We start from the raw sequence: 20,802 nt of genomic DNA on the forward strand, positions 1-20,802 counted from the left end.
GTGGCGCAAAAGCGCTTTATCATCAGGAGAAAACAACGTGAGCTTTTATGTACAATGGGTCATGAACGACCCCATGCTTTCCGCCTTCATCCAGTTTGCCGTTCTGGGCACCCTGGGCGAGGTGGCCGCGCACATGTTGGTCAAACGCTGTTGGGATCTGCCCTTCACCCCGAGGCGACTGGCCCTGAAGATTTTGGCCTGGGGCGTGCTGGGCGTGGTGGTCAAGTTCGGCTTCACCGGCATCAAGGGCTTTGTCCACGGCGTGGAAGAGGCCGGTTACCTGCCCGGCTTCATGGCAAGCGGCCTGGGCCACGCCTTCGCGCTGTCGCTGGGGGCCAACTTTTTCTTCGGACCCCAGATGATGATTTTTCACCGCTTGGAAGACAACCTCATCATGCGCGAGTGGAACTTCAAGGGCATTGACCTGGCCCTCAAAAGCCTGGCCTGGTTCTGGATCCCGGCCCACACCCTTACCTTCGCTCTGCCTCCGGCCTTCCAGATCGGGCTGGCCGCCCTATGGGGCGTGGTGCTGGGCTTTATCATGGGATTTGCCAAGAACAAGGCCGCGGCCCAGGAGATGGGTCTGGCTCCGGCGATCAATTAGGCGCAAAGGGAATAGGCGTGGGCATTTTCAACCTGGACAGGATGCTGACCCCCCGCAGCGTGGCCGTGGTGGGGGCCAGCGAGCGCGAGGGCTCGGTGGGCCGCTCGGTCTTGGAGAACATCCGCAAGGGAGGCTTCACCGGCGAGGTCTATCCCATCAACCCCAAACGCGACCGGGTGCTGGGGCTGCCGGCCTATGCCAGCGTGAGCCAGGCGCCGTGCCCGGTGGACCTGGCGGTGATCATCGTACCGCTCAAGTTCGCCCCGGCGGTGGTGGAGGAATGCGGCCGCTGCGGGGTGGCCGGGGCCATAATCATCTCCGGCGGGGGCAAGGAAACCGGGGAGGAGGGCGCGGCCCTGGAGCGGGCCATCCTGGCCGCGGCCAAGACCGCCGGGGTGCGCATCGTGGGCCCCAACTGCGTGGGCGTCATCAGCTCCCCCGCCTCGCTCAACGCCTCCTTTATCCACGACATGCCCAAGCCGGGCTCCCTGGCCTTCGTCTCCCAGAGCGGGGCCACCTGCACGGCGGTACTGGACCTGGCGGTGACCCAGGACATCGGCTTCAGCCACTTCATCAGCATGGGCTCCATGCTGGACGTGGACTTTGGCGACGTGATCGATTATCTGGGCAACGATCCGGGCACCAGCGCCATCCTGCTCTACGTGGAGTCCATCACCAACCACCGCAAGTTCATCAGCGCGGCCCGGGCGGTCTCGCGGGTCAAGCCCATCATCCTGCTCAAGGTGGGGCGCAGCGCGGCCGGGGCCAAGGCGGCCATGAGCCACACCGGGGCCATGGCCGGCGAGGACGCCATCTATGACGAGGCCTTCAAGCGGGCCGGCCTGGTGCGGGTGAACACCGTGGGCGACCTGTTCGACTGCGCCGAGCTGATCTCCAAGCAGCCGCTGCCCCAGGGGCCGAACATGGCCATCGTGACCAACGCCGGGGGGCCGGGGGTGATGGCCACCGACCACCTGGCCCTGCACGGCGGCACCGAGCCGCCTCAGCCCTCGGCGGCGACTAAAGCCAAGCTGGATGCCATCCTGCCGCCCTTTTGGAGCCACGCCAACCCCATCGACATCCTGGGCGATGCCACGCCCGAGACCTTCCTCAAGGTGACCCAGGTCTGCGTGGATGCCAAGGAGTTCGACGCGGTGCTGGTGCTCACCACCCCCCAGGCCCAGTTCCCCAGCACCCAAAAGGCCAAGCTCTTAAGCGAAGAGCTGACCCGGGCCGACTTTCCGGTGTTCACCTCCTGGCTGGGCGGACGCGAGGTAATGGAGAGTCGGGAGATTTTCTACAAGGCGGGCATCCCCACCTACGAGACCCCCGAGCGGGCGGTGCAGGCGTTTTTATACCTATATCAGTACCACAAGAACCAACTCACCCTGCAGGAGACGCCTTCCAGCCTGCCCCATGAGATACGCTACGACAAGCAGGGCGCCGAATCCCTTATAACCACGGTGCTGGACGAGGGCCGCGCCCTGTTGTCCGAGAGCGAGTCCAAGAGGCTCCTGGAGCTTTACGGCATCCCGGTGCCCCCGGCCCGCCTGGCCGCCACCGCCGAGGAAGCGGCGGCCGCCGCCTCGGCCATGGGCTACCCGGTGGTGCTCAAGCTGGACAGCCCGGACATTACCCATAAGTCCGACGCGGGGGGCGTGCGCCTGAACCTCAAGAACGAGGCGCAGGTGCAGGACGCCTTCGCGGAGATCATGGCCAACGCCCAGGCCTACGATGCCCAGGCCCGGCTGCGCGGAGTCACGGTGCAGCCCATGGTGTCGGCCAAGGGGGTGGAGTGCATCCTGGGGGCCAAAAAGGACCCCGAGTTCGGCCCGGTGATCCTCTTCGGCATGGGCGGCACCATGGCCGAGATCATCGGCGACCGGGCCATCGGCCTGCCGCCCCTGAACCGGCTGCTGGCCAAGCGGCTCATCGAGCAGACCAAGGTCAGCAAGGTGCTGCGGGGCTACCGCAACATCCCGCCGGCCGATTTGACCATGCTGGAAGAGGTGCTGGTGCGCCTGTCCCAGCTGCTGATCGACTTTCCCCAGATCGTCGAGTTGGACATCAACCCGCTGCTGAGCTGCTCTCAAGGGGCCTTGGCCCTGGACGCCCGGGTGGTGGTGGAGCCCACCAGCCAGGTCTCGCCCCAGCATCTGTGCATCCGACCCTATCCGGCCCAATACGAAAGCCGCGAACGCACCAGCGGCGGGCTGGAGGTTTTCCTCCGGCCCATCAAGCCCGAGGACGGCCCGGCCATGATCCGTTTGTTCAACGCCTTGTCGCCGGTGACCATCTTCCAGCGTTTCGGGCGGGTGCTGCGCACCATGCCCCCGGACCTGTTGGCCCGCCACACCCAGATCGACTATGACCGCGAAATGGCCCTGGTGGTCTTCCCCGAGGCCAGCAAGGAAATCGCGGCGGTGGGACGCATCGTGGAGCGCCCCGGGGTGGATGAGGCCGATATGGGCATGACAGTGGCCGACGCCTGGCAGGGCCGGGGATTGGGCGAGTTGCTCTTCAAACACTTGCTGGATATCGCCAAGGAGCGCAAGCTGGTGCGCGTGTCCGGGGTGATCAGCCCGGAAAACAGCTCCATGCTGAGCATGGTGAGCAAGTACGGCGCCCAGCTCAGCGAAATGCCCGACGGCAACTTCCAGGCGGTGCTCGAGCCCTGAACGGTTGCGGCGATTCTTCCAAGCTCACCCCAAGCCAGGGGCGGCTGTATTAACAGGGGGAATCCGCGCGCCATATCCGATGAACAGGATTGACTGGAAGGCCCCACGCCGCCGTCGTCGGCGAGGCAGCGGGGCCGCGAGGAAAACTTTATGAAAATTCAGGATATATGGTTGTCTGATAACATGAAATGTGGCAATATTGCCAACAATCGATAGGCGCGCGCAAGACCGCCGCTACCCGGACCGGGGCAGGGGCGGAGGCATTACTAAAAGAAAACACTGATTTTATTTGCCCTGGCGGCCGGCAGCAAGTAATCTACCAAATCCGGAAGCTGGTAGTGCCGAACGCGCCGAAACGAGTAAAGTTTTGGGCCGGGGACAAGCTGGGCGCCATCGCCAACCGCGTCATTGCGGTCGCTTGGGACGGCCAGACCCTATACCGCTACAAGGCGCCGCCGCAAGAGGCGGCGAGTTCTCAAGAGGAAATTGATGGATCAACGGGACAAAGACGCCATTAAAGAAATAGTCGGCGAAGATCACTTCACTGATGAGTTGATCGACCTGGTTTCCTATTCCTACGACAGCTCCGACCATGACCACCGCCCCGACTGCGCGGTGTATCCCGCCGACGCCGAGGAAATCGGAAAAATACTGCAGTTGGCCAATCAGCGCGGCTTCGCGGTGGTGCCCCGGGGTGCGGGCACCAGCCTGGCCGGCAGCACGGTGCCCGCCAAGGGCGGGGTGGTGCTGGATATGGTGCGCATGAACCGCATCCTGGACATCCGCATTCCGGACCGCCAGGTGGTGGTGCAGCCGGGGGTGGTCTACGCGGAGTTGCAAAAAGCCCTGGCCCCCTCGGGCTTTTGCTTCCCGCCCGACCCGGCCAGCGGCAAGGTCTGCACCCTGGGAGGCAACGTGGCCACCAACGCGGGCGGCATCCGGGGGGCCAAGTACGGGGTGACCCGTGACTACGTTTTGGCCCTGGAGGTGGTGCTGCCCGACGGGCGCATCGTGCACACCGGCACCAAGTGCATGAAGTCCGCTTCTGGCCTGGACCTCACCCGCCTGTTCGTGGGTTCGGAGGGGGTGCTGGGAGTCATCACCGAGATCACCCTGAAGATCAACCCCATGCCCACGGCCTCGCGCACCGCCCTGGCCAGCTTCGAGACCCTGCGCCAGGCCGGGCAGGCGGTGACCGACATCATGCACTCGGGCATCCTGCCCAGCGTGCTGGAGATCATGGAAGAGAACACCATCAGGGTGTTGCGCGAGAACTACGGCGCCGAGTTGCCCGACGTCAAGGCCCTGCTTCTGGTGGAGACCGACGGCTACACCGACGCCGAGGCCGCCTATGCCATGGGCAAGGTGGTGTCCGCCTTTGAGGCCAACCAGGCCAAGACCGTGAGCCAGGCCAAGGACAAGGCTTCGGCGGAAAAGCTCTGGGCCATCCGCCGGTCGGCGGGCAGCGTGGCCGGGGGCCTGCGCCCCAACAACCTCTCCGAGGACGTGACCGTGCCCATCTCCAAGGTGCCCGATCTGTTGGAGGGCATCCAGAAGATCATGGAGGGGCAACCCTACCCCTTCGTGATTTTCGGCCACGCTGGGGACGGCAACCTGCACCCCAAGATCATGTTCGACGGGGCGGACCCGGTGCAGGTCAAGGATGTGCACCACATCGCCGAGCAGGTGTTTCGGCTCACCTGCAACCTGGGCGGCACCCTGACCGGCGAGCACGGCATCGGCCTGGCCAAGGCTCCTTACATGACCATGGAGCACGAGCCCCTGGCCATGGAGTTGATGCGCCTGCTCAAGCGCACCCTGGACCCCAACAACGTGCTCAACCCCGGCAAGATGGCCCTGGACGACTAGGCCCCGTAATGGGCCCCGGGCGAACCGGGGAGCAGTGGCTTCTGACCCGCATCATTGAGAATACGGTGGGAAATTAACGATGAGCGACAAACACCCCTTGCTGGATAAATTCACCGAACAGATACAGCACTGCACCCGCTGCGGTTTTTGCCAGGCTCATTGCCCGGTTTTCGGGGCCACCGGCCGCCCGGCGCTGAACGCCCGGGGCAAGATGCTGCTCTTGAAGGAAGTGCTGGCCGGCAAGTTGGAGCTGAACCAGGACTTGGTGGATTCGCTCTTCCAGTGCACCACCTGCGCCTCCTGCGCCACCAATTGTCCCTCCGGGGTGGACGTGCCCGCCATCATCAAGGCGGCGCGCAAGGAGATGGTGGGCCTGGGCACCTGCCATCCCGCCTTCACCGGCATGAACGAGGTGCTCGACCAATACGACAACATCTACGCCGAGGACGAGCCCGAGGACTTCGACCGCGAGCGCAACAAAAAGGCCGAGGTGGTCTACTTCATCGGCTGCGTGGGCCAGTACCGCGAGGAGGACGCCACCGAGGCGGCCCTGGATCTGCTGGACCATCTGGAGGTGGACTACACCCTCATCGACGAGGTGTGCTGCTCCGGGGTGCTGGAGGACGTGGGCTTCAGCATCAAGCCCCCCCTGGCCCAGAAAAACATCGAGCGCATCCTGGCCACCGGGGCCAAAACCCTGGTCACCGGCTGTCCCTATTGCTACCGCACCTTCAGCGGCAAGGATATCTACGCCCCGCTCAGGGATGCGGGGGTGGAGATTGTGCACTTCAGCCAGTTCCTGGCCCGCCAGGAGTTGGACGTCACCACCGATCTCAAGGTGACCTACCATGATCCCTGCGACCTGGGGCGCCATTGCGGCATCTACGAGGAGCCGCGCCAGACCATCAAGGCCATCGCTCCCAACTTCGTGGAGCTGCCCAGCAACCGGGCCAACGCCCTGTGTTGCGGGGCCGGCGGCGGGGTGCGCGGGGCCTATGCCAAAAACTCCCTGGCCATGGCCCGGCGGCGCTTGGACGAGGTGGAGCAGGTTGGCGCGGACATCCTGTTGACCGAGTGCAACTCCTGCGTGCACAATTTGGCCAACGCCAAGCTTCGCGCCCAAAAGTTTCAGGTAATGACCACGGCGCAGTTCATCATGGAGTTGTTGGAAGACTAGCCCGGCGTTGCGGCGAAGGAAGTCCACCTATGAGTCATCGCCTCTGTAAACCCCGCTTGGAAGCGGCTTGTTGGGGAGCGAACCCCGCGCTGCTGCTGGTCTGCGCGCTTTTCCTGGCCGCCTTGCTGTGTTTGTGGAGCGGAGTTTCCCAGGCGGCGGGCGCCGCCGGGACGGAGGCCAACCAGTCCTGTCTGAGCTGCCACCAAAAAGAGGGCATGGATGACGGCGGGGCCAAGGACCTGGGTCCGCACCAGGGGTTGGCCTGCCTGGACTGCCACCGGGGAGCCCAGCACTATCCCCACGACGACTTGAAGCTGGCTCCCTGCCAGAGCTGCCACACCCCCCACACCGAGGCCACCACCGGCGATCTGCACGCCGGGGTTACCTGCCAGGCCTGTCACTGGGCCGGCGAGGGCCAGACCCCTCACCGCCTAGCCTCCACCCAGCGGCCGCAGTCCTGTCGGCGTTGCCACTTTGCGGGCAACAAGGTCGGCGCCCCGGCCGCGGTGCTGCCGGCCAAGGGGGCCCTATGCCTGGTGTGCCACACCGCCACCCTGAGTTTGCCGGACTGGCCCTCGCGCCTGGCCCTGGCCGGTTTCCTGCTGGGCCTGCTGGCCTCGTTGGGCTTCTGGTTCAGCGGGGGAGGGCGCGGGCCTTCTTCCCAGACGATGCACCAGGGACACTCCGGCGGCGGCGCGGGAGCGGGCGTGGCGGCCCTGTTCATGGACGGCCTCTTGCAACGACGGCTGTGGCGGCTTTCGCCCGGGCGCTGGCTGGTGCACGCCCTCATGGTGCTGCCCTTTGTGGCCCGCATGCTCTGGGCCTTGCTGGCCCTGGCGCTCAGCTACGCCCAGCCGGGTGGTGAGCTTACCCAGGCCATGCTCAACAAGAACCAGCCCGCCACCGCCCTGTTCTTCGATCTCACCGGGCTCTTGGTGCTGGCCGGGGCCGGGCTGGCCATCGCCCGCCGGGTCCTGCGCGGCGGGGTCAAGCTGCCCGGCCTGCCGGGACCGGACTGGGTGGGCATGGGCCTGTTGGCCCTGGTGGTCATCAGCGGATTCATAACCGAGGCGGCCCGCCTGGCCCTGACCGGTACCCAGGATGGCGCGTGGGCTTTTGTAGGCTGGGCCCTCAAGGGGATGTTCAACCCCGGCCCCGGCCTGCAAACGGCTTATGGTTATCTTTGGTATGCCCATGCCATAGTCTTCGCGGCGTTCGTGGTCTATCTGCCCTTGGGCCGCATGAAGCACATCTTGCTGGCCCCGCTGAATTTGGCCCTCCGGGCGGCGCGCGGCCAGGGCAGCGCCAAGGGCGAAGGCTAAAAGATGATTTGCCCCCCCCTGGGGCGGCCCTAATAAATGGACCTTTAGCAAGGAATCAGGATCATGGAGATAGGCGGCTACAATTTTCCGGGCGAGCTTTACTACGATCCCGAGCATTTTTGGGTGCGGGTAGAGGGCGACGAGCTGGTGATGGGCATGGACGACTTTGCCCAGAAGCTGGCCGGCGAGATCGTCTACGTGCAACTGCCCAACGAGGGCAAGAAGCTCAAGAAGGGCAAGAAGCTGGCCAAGGTGGAGTCCGGCAAGTGGCTGGGCAAGGTGCTGTCGCCGGTGGACGGTGAGCTGATCGCGGTGAACGAGGACCTGGAGCTCAAGCCCGAGCTTATCAACCAGGACTGCTACGGCGCGGGCTGGATGTATCGGCTCAAGGCCGACGACCTGGGCGACCTAGGCGAGTTGCTGCACGGCGCGGCGGCGGTGGAGCCCTGGGTCAACGAGGAGATCGCCAAGCACGCCTCAGAGGGCTAGGTTAAGGGGATTCACCTTGGACAACCGCCTGTACAGCAAGAGCCAGCTCCTGTCCATGGAGGCCTGCACGGGTTGCGCGGCCTGCGCCGAGGCCTGCCCGGCGGTGAACGCCTCGGGCGACGGCCAGCTGTCCGGCCTGTATCGCCTGGACTGGCGGCGGCGGGCGGGCAAGGCCGGATCGGGCTGGCTGGGCCGCATCTTCGGCGGCAAGGCTCCCAGCGAGGAGCAGTGGCAGGCCTTCAGCGACACGGTGTTCCGCTGCACCCTGTGCGGCAACTGCGCGGAGGTGTGCCCGGCGGGCATCGGGCTCAAGGACATCTGGCTGAGCCTGCGGCAAGAGCTGGTGGAGCAAAAGGCCTACCCGGCCAAGGTGGACCTGATTCGCGAGAACCTCAATGAGAGCCGCAACGTTTTCGGCGAGGAGCAGGAGGAGCGGGCCGAGTGGGTGGAGGATCTGGACGAGCCGCCCGACGACCTCTACGTAAAAGACGCCGCCGAGGTGGTGTACTTCACCGGCTGCGTGGCCTCGTTCTTTCCCCTGGCCCAGCAGATACCCCTGGCCCTGGCCGAGGTGCTGGAGGCGGCCTCGGTGGAGTTCACTCTCTTGGGCGAAGAGGAGTGGTGCTGCGGCTTCCCCTTGCTGGGGGCGGGCGACCTGCCGGCGGCCCAGGAGATGATCGAGCACAACCTGGCGGCCGTGGCCGCCAAGGGGGCCAAGGAGGTGGTGTTCGCCTGCCCGTCTTGCTACATGATGTGGCGAGAGCACTATCCCACCGACCTCAAGCTGAGCCACGCCACGCAATATTTGGAGCGCCTGGTGGCCCAGGGCCGCGTGCCGCTGCGCAATCGCGAGCTGACCGTTACCTATCACGACCCCTGCGATCTGGGCCGGGCGGCGCGGGTGTTCGAGGAGCCCCGGCGTTTGATCCGCTCCCTGCCTGGCGTGAAGCTGGTGGAGCTGGCCGACAACCGGGAGCACTGCCTGTGCTGCGGCGGTGGCGGCAACCTGGAGATGATCGACCAGGAGCTCAACGCCGAAATAGCCAAACGCAAGGTTGACCAGGTGTTGGCCACTGGGGCCGAGACGGTGGTTAGCGGCTGCCAGCAATGCCTGCGCACCATGGCCACCCACGCCCGGCGCAACAAGCTGCCGCTCAAGGTGCTGGACGTGGCCCAGCTGGTGCGCGACTCCCTGGATACCTAGGCGCCATGCATCTGTACCGGCTGGGCCGGGTATCCTGGCAAGACTCCCAGCTGGCCTATCACACCCTGGCCCATCTGGGCCGCCAGGGGCTTATCCTTTGCTCACCCGAGCAGCCCTATGTTTCCGTGGGCTATTTCCAGGACCCGGCCCAAGAGCTGGACCTGGAGCACTGCCGGGCAGCCGGCCTGCCGGTTTTTCGCCGGGAGGTGGGCGGCGGGGCGGTGTATCTGGATAACCATCAGCTGTTCTGGCAGGTGGTGCTCCAGCGGGATCATCCCCTGGTCAGCTTGAATCGCGAGCTTTTCTACCGGCGCTTGCTGGGCCCGGTGGTGGCGGCTTACCGCGCCCTGGGGGTGGCGGCCACGGTGGCCCCGGTCAACGACGTGGCGGTGGGCGAGAGGCGCATCGCGGGCACCGGGGCAGGGGAGATCGGCGATTGCGTGGCCTTTGTGGGCAACCTCATGCGCCGCTTTGATTGCGCGGCCATGGCCGGGGCGTTGCGCGCGCCGGACGAGGCTTTCCGGGGCGCCTACCTCGGTTACATGCGCGAGCACCTGACCTCCCTGCAACGGGAGCTTGGGGAGCAACGGGAAGCCTCCCTCGCTGAAGAGGCGCTCTACGATCTGTTGGCCCGGGAGTTTGCCTCGGTGCTGGGCCCTTTGGAGCCGCGCCCCCTGGACGACGAGCTGCGCACTGCCATGGAGAGGGTGGGACGACGCCTGCTCTCGGACGCCTGGACCTATCATCCGCGTAAGCCCCGGCCCCACCGCAAGGTCAAGGTGCGGGCGGGCCTTTATCTGCACCATTGGCGACAGGGTTCACTGGAGGCCCGTTTCGCCAGCCTGGAGGGCAGGGTGCTGGAGGCGAGCCTGCGCGGGCCGGGGCAAGAGGGCGCCTGGTCCGAAGCTCACGAGTTCGTGGGGCAAGAGGTGGAGGCCCTTACCAGTGCTTTGGCCAAGATGGCCTAGGCCTGGGGCCCGCCAGGCTGACGCCCTCTATCAACGCCCTGTTGATCGCCCCAGTATGCTTGCCCACCCCTGCATAGTGGGCTACTATGGCTTATCCGGGGCGGGCGAGATTACGCTCCGTTATCAGCCCTAAATCCAAACCGCAAGCGGGCAAGGGCCATGAGCGCAGGCGACAACTCCCAGAACAGACCCCGCTTGAGCCGAGCCGGTCTGTCTCCCGTGCACCAGGTGGAGGTGGTGGACAATCTGGGACGGCGGCGGGAGGTGTTCATCCCCGGGGAGTCGCCCCTGACCATCAAGGTGGACGACCGGGAGGTGGTCACCCTGATGACCCTGGGCACCCACCCCGAGGAGTTGGCCCTGGGCTATCTGCACAACCAGCGCCTGATCGAAGACATCGCGGACATCGAGTCGGTGGAGGTGGATTGGGAGCGGGAGACGGTGAGGGTCGCCACCCGCCACGGCCAGGGCATCGCGGATCTGGATGAAAAGCTCTCGCGGGTCACGGTGACCAGCGGCTGCGGCCAGGGCACCTTGTTCAGCTGCACCGTGGACAAGCTCTACGAGCACAAGCTGCCCCAGGTGACGGTGCGCCAGTCCACCATCTACCGCCTTATCGAGGCCGCCGCTCCCTTGAACCCCGTCTACCGCCAGGGTGGATCGGTGCACGGCTGCTACCTGTGCCGCGACGGCGAGGTGCTCATGTCCGTGGAGGACGTGGGGCGGCACAACGCGGCCGACGCCATCGCCGGTCGCATGTGGCTGGATGGCATGTCCGGCGAGGACAAGATTCTCTACACCACCGGCCGGCTCACCTCCGAGATCGTCATGAAGACCGCCTTCATGGGCATCCCGGTGCTTATCTCCAAGTCCGGGGTGACCCAGATGTCCCTGGAGTTGGCCCGCGACATGGGCATGCTGGTCATCGGCCGGGCCAAGGCCACTCGCTTTTTGGTCTACAACGGCGCGGACCAGGTGGTCTTCGACGCCATCCCCGACCCGCAAGCGACCCAGGCATAAAAAAACGCCCCGCGGCGATGCGCGGGGCGCGTGAATGGCGCTGGCGGCCTCAGGCCTTGGCCTCCGGGGCTTTACGCTCCAGGGACCGCCCTTCCAAGGGGATGGGCGGCGGCGCCGGTTCGCCGCTGATCTTGGTGACCGCGCCGAAACGAGGCGGGCAGGCCTCGAAGCAGGTGCCGCACTTGATGCACTTGTCCTGATCGATCACGTGAATCTGGTTCTTGGCCCCGATGATGGCCTCCACCGGGCAGCGGCGTAGGCAGATCTGGCAGGCCTGGCATTTCTCCGGGTCGATGAAATAGGAGACCACCTGACTGAAAAGCTTGTCGATCTCCTCGCTGGTATAGAAGTTTTCGCGTTCCTCGGGCTCCAAGCGGTGGCCCAGCTTGGTGTTCATCACCAGCTTGATGTAGGGCACCAGCTTCATCACCTCTTGCAGGCGAGCCCGCACCTCCTCGGGCTCCAGGTCTTCGCCTGGGCCTTGGCCCAGCGGCCCCAGTTCCCGCACCTGCCGGGTAAACTTGTCCACCACCTCCGTGTAGAGGTTGCCTTCGCCGGCGGACATGAACTCGATACGCAAGCGGTCGGGGTTGAGGCCGATGTGGGCCAGAATCTTCTTGCACAACAGGGCCATGTTCAGGGCGTGGTAATTGCCGTGGGTGATGTAGTTGCACTCACCCAGACGGCACCCGCCGATGAACACGCCGTCCATTCCGTTGAACAGGGCCTGGAGAACGAACTCCAGGTCAACCCGCCCGGAACACATGACGCGAATGACCCTTATCTCGGTCGCATACTGTAGCCTGGAAACTCCAGCTAGGTCCGCAGCCCCGTATGCTCACCAATGACACAAGAAGCCGAGTATCTTGGGCTTGAATTTGCCCCCTGAACCCATGCTTGCTTACTCCTCTGTCCCTAAAATACGGCCCATAAACAATGCTACCTCATCAGGCGGCGGTCATGGCATCGATCTGGCTCATCAACTCGTCGTCGGTGAAGTGCTTCAAATAGATGGCTCCGGTGGGGCACTTGGCGTTGCACAGGCCGTCGCCCTTGCAGATCACCGGGTTGACCACCGCCTTTTGTCCCTTCTTGGTCTTGCGAAACTCTATGGCCCCATAGGTGCAGGCCTGGGCGCAGGCCCCGCAGCCCATGCAGCGGTCCTCTTGCACCTCGCACACCGATCCCGACACAGTCACGATGTCGTTGGAGAGCAGGGTGACGGCCCGCCCCGCCGCGCCGTAGGCCTGGTTGATGGCCTCGGGGATGTGCTTGGGGTAGTGGGCCGTGCCGCAAAGGTAGACTCCGTCGGTGGCGAAGTCCACCGGCCGCAGCTTCACGTGGGCTTCCTTGAAGAAGTTGTCCGGCCCCAGGGAGACCTTGAACAACTGGGATATATCCTTGTTGTCTTCTCTGGCCACCACCGCGGCGGCCAGGGTGACGATGTCCGCCCCGATGGCCAGCTCTTGTCCCAGGATGTAGTCGGGCAGGCTCACCTGCAACACCGGGCGGCCTTCCTCTTCAGTGGCCTCCACCTGGGGCGGGTTCTCCGGCTCGTAGCGGATGAACTTTATGTCCTTGGCCGAGGCCTCGCGGTAATAGTCCTCCAGCATGCCGTAGGTCCTGATGTCCCGGAACAGGATGTAGATATCCATCTCCGGGTTGATCTCTTTGAGCTTCAGGGCGTTCTTGATGGACTCGCTGCAACACACGCGGGAGCAGTAGTTACGCTCCTCGTTGCGGCAACCCACGCACTGGATCATCACCAGGGTCTGGGCCCCGGTAACCGCCTCGTCGCCTAGGGCGATGCGCTCTTCCAACTCCAGGTGGGTCAGCACCCGCTCGTCCTGGCCGTAGAGATATTCGGTGGGCTTGTAGACATCCACGCCCGTGGCGACGACCGCGGCGCCGTGCTTGATCTCGCTGGTGCCCCGGTCCGACTTGAGCTTGGTCACGAAGTTGCCCACGTAGCCGGTAGCCTCGGTGATCTGGGCGTTGGCGTACACGTGGATGGCCGGATGCCGGTACACCCGGCGCACCAGGTCGTCCAAATAGGCCTGCACGTCCAAGCCGTCCAGGGTGTGGTGCAGCCGGCGGGCCATGCCTCCCAGGTCCGGCTCCTTTTCCACCAGGTGGACCTCATGGCCCTGGTTGGCGATGGAAAGGGCGCAGGTCATGCCGGCCAGGCCGCCGCCCACCACCAGGGCCGCCTTGTTCACCGGCAGGTCGATCTCCTGCAAAGGCTTGAGGTGCCCGGCCCGGGCCACGGACATGCGGATGATGTCCTGGGCCTTGCGGGTGGATTCCTCCTGCTCCTTGGAGTGGACCCAGGAGCAGTGCTCCCGGATGTTGGCCATGTCGTAATAGTATTGGTTCAGCCCCGCCTCGCGCAGGGTGTCGCGGAACAGGGGCTCCAGGGTGCGCGGGGAACAGGCGGCCACCACCACCCGGTTGAGGCCCTTTTCCTTGATGGTGTCGGTAATCTGCTTGGCCGAGTTGGTGGCGCAGGAGAAAAGCTGCTCCTGGGCATAGACCACGTTGGGCAGGCTCAGGGCGTATTCCACCGTGTTGGGCACGTCCACCACGCGGCCGATGTTGGAGCCGCAGTGGCAAACGAACACGCCAATCTTGGGCTTTTCTCCAGAGACGTCCTTTTCCGCCGGGTACACCCGCTCCCTGGTCAGCCCGCCCCGGCGGTAGTCCAACAGCTCGCCTACCTGGGTGCCCGCCCCGCTGGCGGTGAACACCGACTCGGGGATGTCCATGGGACCCTGGAAGGCGCCGCACACATACACGCCGCGCCGGGTGGTTTCAATGGGGTTGGTGGTGGCGGCTTGGCAGAACCCGTGGTCGGTCAGCTCGATGCCCAGCTGCTCGGAGAGCTTCTTGTGGTCGGCGGGGGGATTGAGCCCCACCGACAACACCACCATGTCGAACTCTTCTTCCTTAACCCCTTCGTCGGGGGTGGAGTAGCGCACGAAGACGTTCTTGGTCTCCGGGTCTTCGCGCGACACGGTGGTGTAGGAACGGATGAAGCGCACGTCGGAGAGCTCCGAGGTGCGCTGGTAGTAACGCTCGAAATCCTTGCCATAGGCGCGGATATCGTTGTGGAACACCGTGCACTGAGCCCCGGCGTCGTGGTCCTTGGCCAGGATCACCTGTTTTTGGGTGTAGGAGCAGCACACCGCCGAGCAGTAGCTGTTGTCGCCCGGGGTAACCCGCCGCGAGCCCACGCATTGAATCCAGGCGATCTTGTGGGGGTGCTTGAGGTCCGAGCCCCGCAGGATCTCGCCCTCGTAAGGGCCGGTGGCGCACAGCAGGCGCTCGAAACCCATGCTGGTGACCACGTTGGTCAGCTCACCGTAGCCGTATTCTTTTTTCAGGCTGGGGTCATAGGTTTCGTAGCCGGTGGCCAGCACGATGGCCCCCACCTTGATATCCATCTTTTCGGGCTTTTGCCGGAAATCGATGGCATCGGCCTGGCAGACGGCCTCGCAGATGCGGCATTTCTTTTCCTTGAGGTAAATGCAGCTCTCGTCGATGTAGGCGATCAGCGGTATGGCCTGGGCGAAATATATGTGAACAGCTTTGTTGTCCGATATTTCCTGATTGAATTTGTCGGGATACTCAACGGGGCAGTACTCCACACACGTGGTACAACCCGTGCAGCGGTCCTCGATGATATAGCGGGGCTTCCGGGTAAGGGTTATCTGGAAATCGCCCACGTCGCCTTCCACACTGTTTAGTTCAGTGTAGGACAGGACCTCGATATTTGGATGCCGGCCGACCTCGACCAGTTTGGGCGAGAGTATTCACATGGAGCAGTCATTGGTGGGGTACGTCTTGTCCAACTGCGCCATATGCCCACCAATGGCTGGTCCGTTCTCGACCAAATAGACCTTGTAACCGGCCGTGGCCAGATCCAGGGAAGCCTGGATCCCGCTGATCCCGCCGCCCAGGACCATTACGTCGCCGTAATTGTCCCCGCTGGGGATGCTGCCATGCTCTTCGGTTTGCGTTTCCATTCACCTATGCCTTTACCAGGGTTGAACGGTCCTTAAATGACCTCCTGGACTACCTCGGATATGTCTTTCACCTCCACCGACTCGCCATTATCCAGGGTCAGCCGGCTGTCCTCGAAGTTGGTGATGCAATAGGGGCAGGCGGTGACCAGCACCTGGGCTTCCAGGTCCATGGCCTGTTGCAGGCGCAGATCGGAGAAGCGCTCCCCCTTGGGAGTTTCCATCCAGATGCGCCCCCCGCCACCGCCGCAGCACAGGCTGGTCTCCAGGCAGTCGGGCATCTCCGCCAACTCCAGGCCGGGCACCGAACCCAGCACCTGGCGGGGCTCGTCGTAAATCCCGTTGTGCCGGCCCAGGTAGCAGGGATCGTGGTAGGTGATCTTTTTGGCGTACTCGCCCTTGATCTCCAAACGGCCCTCCTGGATCAGTTGGGCCAAGAATTGGCTCATGTGGATCACCTCGAAGTTCACCATGAACTCGGGGTATTCGTTCTTGAAGGTGTGATAGCAGTGGGGCGAGGAGACCAGGATCTTCTTCACCCCGGCGTCGATGAAGTTCTTGATGTTTTCCTTGGCCAGGCGGCGGAAAACCTCCTCATCGCCGGTCTTGCGGATGCTCTCGCCGCAGCAGCTTTCCTTTTCCCCCAGGATGCCGAACTCCACCCCCGCGGCCTTGAGCACCTGCACCGTGGCCTTGGCCACCTTTTTGAGGCGCTGGTCGTAGCTCAAGTAGCAGCCGGGGAAGTAGAGGATCTCCATTTCCTCGTCAAAGGTCTGCACCCCCAGGCCCTCGGCCCATTTGGCCCGGTCCTTGCGCTCTTCGCTCAGGGGGTTGCCTTCGCCCATGAGGCTGCCGCTGATGGTGCGGATGGGTTTCACCGCGGTGGGGAACACGCCGTACTCGGTGGCGATCTTGCGCAGGGCCACCCCGGATTCTATCTGCTTCACGTCGCGGGGGCAGCGGCTGGGACACAGGCCGCAGGTGGTGCAGCGCCAGATGTCCTCGCTCTCGATGTCGGTGAAACCAAAGGTGGCTTGGCGCACGATCTTGCGCATGCTGAAATCGCGCACCCGGTTCCAGGGGCACACGGTATCGCAGAGGCCGCATTGGAAACACATCTTGAATGCGTCCCCGCCGCTGAGTTTTATGACCTCTACGATCTCTTTGTAATCGGCTACGTTTTCCACTATCCGCCCCAACTCCCCGTTTCGGCCGCGGGCAGGCTATCCGCCACGGTGCATGATGGCCGCGCGTTTGGCGGCGTCGGCCGTTGGGCTAATCCTTTTTGTGCTGGGAAAGGCGGGCCATGGCGTCCCTGATCTTGTCCATGCCGAACTTGTCGGCCAGCGCCTCCAGCCCCACCTCCATCTCCTCCATCTCCTCGCCTTCTTCCACTTCCTCTTCCCGCTCTTCATAGGTGAGGGCGTCCACGATGCACCACTTGACGCAAAGGGGCTCGTCCTCGCCTTCGCACATGTCGCATTTCAGGGGAAGGCCGGAGTCGGGCTCCTTGAACAGGCTGCGTGAAGGGCAGGAGGCCCGGCAAAAGGCGCACTCGTCGTATTCCTTGCCGTCGATGATGTACTTGTCGCGGCCCATGCACTCGGCCGGGGTGTATTCGCCGGCGTACACCGGCACGTACACGTCCTTGAGCGGCTCGCGGATAACCCGGATGCGCGAGCGCTCCGGGTTGTTGCTGCTGTACTTGGGAGCGGCATGGAAGGCCGAGCAGATAACCTCGCAGGCCCGGCAGCCGTTGCACTTGTCCACGTCCACCTTGATGGTCTTGACGGTCTTGGTCTTTTTCTCGCCCGGCACGGCTACGCCTCCTTTTCCTGGTCAGCCGCAGCTTTCTGGGGGGGAGCCTCCTCGTCCTTGGTAAGGATGCCGCGCTCGATAAAATCGTCGGCCACGTAGTCCAGCCCCAACTCGCGCAGGGTGGTCTCGGTGGGGATGCCGTCGGAGTTCCAGCCCTTGAAGGCGTAGTAGGTGTCCAAGAGCTCCTGCTCCAACTCGGGGAAGCGCTTCTTCCAGTGGTCCTTGGGCGGCTGCTCGTCCTTGCGGCGCATGCCCCGGCGGGTGTTGTTGGCCCTGACCAGGGTGCGGTAGCGCTTGATGGCCTGGGTCAGCTTCTCTTCGTCCATGTCATAGCCGGCCCCGGCGGAGATGAACTTGGGGTAGTTGTGGATGTGGTAGGGCGGCTTGAGGGGGAAGGAGGACAGCCCGGCGCACATGCCCAGGGCGTCGTCGATGTAGTGCATCCGCTCCTGCCAATCCACGATGTCGCAGACCATGGGCGGGGTGGGGTAGTAGGGGATGGAGTTCTCCCCTCTGGGCTCCCAATCCAGGAAGTACTGCTTGAACTTCTCGTCCGGCACTTGGAACCAGTCCTTGACAAAGGCTTCCCGGTGCTCCCGCTTGGGGAAGGGGGCCTGGGGGAACTGACCCTCGATCTGGGTGATGTTTATCTTCTCGCCGGTGGCGTACATGATGAAATAGATGGGGTTGAGCATGGACAGCTTCAGGGGAAGCTGCTCGTGCTTCTTGATATTGTTGTGGGCGTACTCCTCGGCCCCCTTGCCGATGCGCTGGGCGGCCCAATAGGTGCCGTCGGCCAGGATGTCGCCGATGCCCTCGCGGCGCACAATGTGGTCCAAGAGCCAGTAGAAGCGCCCCTCGTTGTCCTCGGGCATGCCCGGGAAATCCTCGTCGGTGAGGATGCCGTTTTCCAACAGCTCCAGGGCGAAGGCCATCACCTGGGGAGCGGAGAAGCCGTCCACCCCGTACTCGGTGGCGCTCTGGGCGATGCCCAGGCCGAACTCCAGGTCGGCGAAGGCGGCCATGGTGTAGGTGAGCTTGGAGAAGCATTTCATCATGTAGGTGGGCATGCCCGGCGGGGAAATGGTGGCCCCGCAGGTCATGGGGCAGTTGTAGCAGCTGATGAGCCGAGTGCGCATTTTATCCATGGTCTCGGTCCAGTCCCGCTCCACCTCTTCGCTCCAGAACTCCTTGCGGCGGGTCCGGGAGTTGCCCCAGGAGAAGTTTTCGGTGTGCCACTTCTCGTCGTGCACCTTCATCTCTTGGGGCGAGCCCAGCCCGGCCAGGATGGGCATGACTCCGGGGACGGGGTTTTCATTGCGGAACTTGATGTATTCCAAGACCTCCTGGCACAGCTCCATGAACTCCGCGGGGCGGGCCAGGCTGATGTCCTTGGTGCCGCGCACCACCACGGCCTTGAGGTTCTTGTCGCCCATCACCGCGCCGATGCCACCCCGGCTGGCGCTGGAGCGGCCCTGCTCGATGGAGGCGAAGAACACGCGGTTTTCCCCGGCCATGCCGATGGCCGCCACCTGGGCCTTGGGTTCCTTGAGCTCTTGGCGGATCAACTCCGCGGTTTCCACGGACCCCCTGCCCCGAAGGTGCTCGGCGGCGCGCAGTTCCACCTTGTCGTTGTTTATGTACAGATAGACCAGCTCGGGCGACTTGCCCCGGAAGATAACCTTGTCGTACCCGGCGTATTTGAGCTCCGGGGCCCAGAAACCGCCCATCATGGAAAAGGCCATGAGCTTGGTCTGAGGGGAAATGGTGGTAACGATGGTGCGGTTGCAGCCGGTGGCCGGGGTGCCGCAAAGCAGGCCCGAGGCGAAGATCAAAAGGTTTTCCGGGGAAAAAGCATCCGCCTCCGGCGGCACCCGATCCCAAATGAGCTTGGCGTTGGTGCCCAACCCACCCAGGTACAACTCGGTGTCGCGGGGGTCGGTTTCCACCCGCTCGATGTTGCCGGTGGTAAGGTCTATTTCTAGGTTAAAACCTGTTTCTCCGTACCGCATGCTTGCCTCTTCCCAATGGCTTTAACGGGGGTAGGACACGCCTTATCCTCCGGCACCCGCCCTCGACTTTGCCTTGCTATTGGCTTAGCGATCATACCTTTAGGAGGCGTGGACACATCGCAGTTATAATATGGCTACAATGTAACTTCATGTCAAGGCAAAACCTGCCCCATGGATGCGTAGGGGGGTAGGACGGGCCATGCAGCGACACCAGAGAAGTAACTTACTCAAAAGTACGGTCTTTCCGGCACATAGACAGCGCTAGCCAGTTTGGGGTCACACCTGTTGGTAGCAGTGTTGCCCTGTCTTGTGTCTGTAATTCGACCCCATCGCGACCCACGAACCGGGGCGGTGAGCCTGGCGTCTGGCGATCCAGGTTCCTATCTGCAATAGGAAAATGCTAGAATTCGTTGAAGTAATGAGCTCAACCGCCCGTGGCGACAGGAGTATTTCATGCAGATACGCGACAGATACGCAGTTGTGGGGGTGGGGTACACCCCGCAAGGGAAGGTACCCGACCGCACTTCCCTGAGTTTTCACCTGGAGGCCACGGCCAACGCCATCGCCGACGCGGGACTAAAAAAACAGGACATAGACGGGCTCATCTCCTACCGTCATTTTCCTCCCTGCCCTGGCGAGCCGGACCCGACGCCCCAGTTGCTGGCCCAGCAGTTGGGCCTGACCCCCACCTACCTCAGCCAGGACGCCAATTGATCCCGCTCGCATCTTATGCACGCAGTTGGCGTGCTGGACGCGGGGATTTGCAACTACGTGGTCATATCCTACGGGCACAGCGGCCTGTGGGGCGGGGGCATGCGCCAGTTGTTGTTCAACACCCGGCCCAGCGAGGCGGCCTTCGGGCACTTCGGGGCGGTGGGCCGCTACGCCCTGGCGGCCCGCCGGGGCATGCACGAATTTTCGCGCGGCCCGGATACCTGGAAGCACATCGCCATGGGCCAGCGCAAGTGGGCCAACCTGAACCCGGCGGCCATAATGCACGCCAAGCCCATGAGCGAGGAGGATTACTTCGGCGCTCCCTTGGTGGTGGAGCCCTTCCGTTTGTTCGACAACTGCCAGATCAATGACGGGGGACGGGCCATCATCGTGACCACGGCGGAGCGGGCCCGGGACCTCAAGCACCCGCCGGTGCTCCTGATGGGCCTGGGGATGCACAACCCCTCCAACGAAATTGCCCAGGCCCGCTACGTGGCCGGCCCCACCGGGGCAAAGCAGGCCGGGGAAGCGGCGTTCAAGATGGCCGGCATCGGCCTGGCGGAGGTGGACGCCTGCCAAATCTACGACTGCTTTACCTACACCGTGGAAGTCACCTTGCAGGACTATGGTTTCTTCCCGCGCGGCGAAGGCGGGGACTGGATCCAGGGCGGAACCATAGAGCCCGGCGGGTCCATGCCGGTGAATACCTCCGGCGGTCAGCTCTCCGAGGCCTACTTCATGGGCCTCACCCCCATCTCCGAGGCGGTTATGCAGCTCATGGGGCGCTGCGGGGAGCGGCAACTGGGGCCCAAGACCCAAACCAAGACGCCGGAAATAATCCTGTGCAGCGACAACGGCGGCACCCTGCAGTCGCACGCCTGTATGATCTTTAGGAGGGGCTAGTC

At 63.9% G+C, this 20,802-nt stretch carries 15 protein-coding genes; 10 read left to right on the forward strand and 5 right to left on the reverse strand.

From position 1 onward, the window contains the following. Positions 1 to 37: 37 nt before the first annotated feature. The 9 genes from AACH32_RS08595 to AACH32_RS08635 all read left to right on the forward strand — a co-directional run bounded on the left by AACH32_RS08595 (position 38) and on the right by AACH32_RS08635 (position 11,331). On the forward strand, positions 38 to 604 hold the full coding sequence (locus AACH32_RS08595; RefSeq protein WP_338606381.1) for a hypothetical protein: 567 nt from the start codon (positions 38 to 40) through the stop codon (positions 602 to 604). Between the two features lie 17 nt (positions 605 to 621). Further along, entirely contained in the window at positions 622 to 3,282 is a 2,661-nt protein-coding gene (locus tag AACH32_RS08600) for a bifunctional acetate--CoA ligase family protein/GNAT family N-acetyltransferase (RefSeq protein WP_338606382.1), read from the forward strand. A 489-nt stretch (positions 3,283 to 3,771) separates the two neighbouring features. Further along, complete coding sequence (locus AACH32_RS08605; protein WP_338606383.1) at positions 3,772 to 5,151, forward strand: FAD-binding oxidoreductase; 1,380 nt, start codon at positions 3,772 to 3,774, stop codon at positions 5,149 to 5,151. A 79-nt stretch (positions 5,152 to 5,230) separates the two neighbouring features. Then, complete coding sequence (locus AACH32_RS08610) at positions 5,231 to 6,328, forward strand: (Fe-S)-binding protein (protein WP_338606384.1); 1,098 nt, start codon at positions 5,231 to 5,233, stop codon at positions 6,326 to 6,328. Positions 6,329 to 6,357: 29 nt separating this feature from the next. Then, positions 6,358 to 7,650 (forward strand): respiratory nitrate reductase subunit gamma, encoded by a 1,293-nt coding sequence (locus tag AACH32_RS08615; RefSeq protein WP_338606385.1) that lies wholly within the window; start codon positions 6,358 to 6,360, stop codon positions 7,648 to 7,650. A gap of 63 nt (positions 7,651 to 7,713) precedes the next feature. Continuing rightward, positions 7,714 to 8,139 (forward strand): glycine cleavage system protein H, encoded by a 426-nt coding sequence (locus AACH32_RS08620; protein WP_338606386.1) that lies wholly within the window; start codon positions 7,714 to 7,716, stop codon positions 8,137 to 8,139. 16 nt (positions 8,140 to 8,155) lie between these two features. Beyond that, on the forward strand, positions 8,156 to 9,343 hold the full coding sequence (locus tag AACH32_RS08625; RefSeq protein ID WP_338606387.1) for a (Fe-S)-binding protein: 1,188 nt from the start codon (positions 8,156 to 8,158) through the stop codon (positions 9,341 to 9,343). Between the two features lie 5 nt (positions 9,344 to 9,348). After that, positions 9,349 to 10,311 carry a lipoate--protein ligase family protein gene (locus tag AACH32_RS08630; protein ID WP_338606388.1) on the forward strand — a complete coding sequence of 321 codons (963 nt, stop codon included), beginning with the start codon at positions 9,349 to 9,351 and terminating at the stop codon, positions 10,309 to 10,311. Between the two features lie 159 nt (positions 10,312 to 10,470). Beyond that, a complete protein-coding gene (locus AACH32_RS08635; RefSeq protein ID WP_338606389.1) occupies positions 10,471 to 11,331 on the forward strand; it encodes a formate dehydrogenase accessory sulfurtransferase FdhD in 861 nt (286 codons plus the stop codon). A gap of 49 nt (positions 11,332 to 11,380) precedes the next feature. On the opposite strand, the gene AACH32_RS08640 is transcribed toward AACH32_RS08635, so the two are convergent. The 5 genes from AACH32_RS08640 to AACH32_RS08660 all read right to left on the reverse strand — a co-directional run bounded on the left by AACH32_RS08640 (position 11,381) and on the right by AACH32_RS08660 (position 19,183). Continuing rightward, positions 11,381 to 12,226, reverse strand: coding sequence for a hydrogenase iron-sulfur subunit (locus AACH32_RS08640; RefSeq protein ID WP_338606390.1), 846 nt, complete (start codon positions 12,224 to 12,226; stop codon positions 11,381 to 11,383). A gap of 52 nt (positions 12,227 to 12,278) precedes the next feature. Then, positions 12,279 to 15,356, reverse strand: a complete 3,078-nt coding sequence (locus tag AACH32_RS08645; RefSeq protein ID WP_338606391.1) for a CoB--CoM heterodisulfide reductase iron-sulfur subunit A family protein — start codon at positions 15,354 to 15,356, stop codon at positions 12,279 to 12,281. Between the two features lie 32 nt (positions 15,357 to 15,388). Next, positions 15,389 to 16,540: a (Fe-S)-binding protein gene (locus AACH32_RS08650; RefSeq protein WP_338606392.1), complete on the reverse strand. Its 1,152-nt coding sequence runs from the start codon at positions 16,538 to 16,540 to the stop codon at positions 15,389 to 15,391. Positions 16,541 to 16,628: 88 nt separating this feature from the next. Further along, positions 16,629 to 17,171 carry a hypothetical protein gene (locus tag AACH32_RS08655; protein ID WP_338606393.1) on the reverse strand — a complete coding sequence of 181 codons (543 nt, stop codon included), beginning with the start codon at positions 17,169 to 17,171 and terminating at the stop codon, positions 16,629 to 16,631. Between the two features lie 2 nt (positions 17,172 to 17,173). Next, positions 17,174 to 19,183, reverse strand: a complete 2,010-nt coding sequence (locus tag AACH32_RS08660) for an aldehyde ferredoxin oxidoreductase N-terminal domain-containing protein (protein WP_338606394.1) — start codon at positions 19,181 to 19,183, stop codon at positions 17,174 to 17,176. A gap of 453 nt (positions 19,184 to 19,636) precedes the next feature. On the opposite strand from AACH32_RS08660, the gene AACH32_RS08665 reads away from it, so the two are divergent. Beyond that, positions 19,637 to 20,800 (forward strand): thiolase family protein, encoded by a 1,164-nt coding sequence (locus AACH32_RS08665; protein WP_338606395.1) that lies wholly within the window; start codon positions 19,637 to 19,639, stop codon positions 20,798 to 20,800. The last annotated feature ends 2 nt before the right edge of the window (positions 20,801 to 20,802 follow it).

This window comes from Desulfoferula mesophila, from assembly GCF_037076455.1.
Taxonomy (GTDB): Bacteria; Desulfobacterota; Desulfarculia; order Desulfarculales; family Desulfarculaceae; genus Desulfoferula; species Desulfoferula mesophila.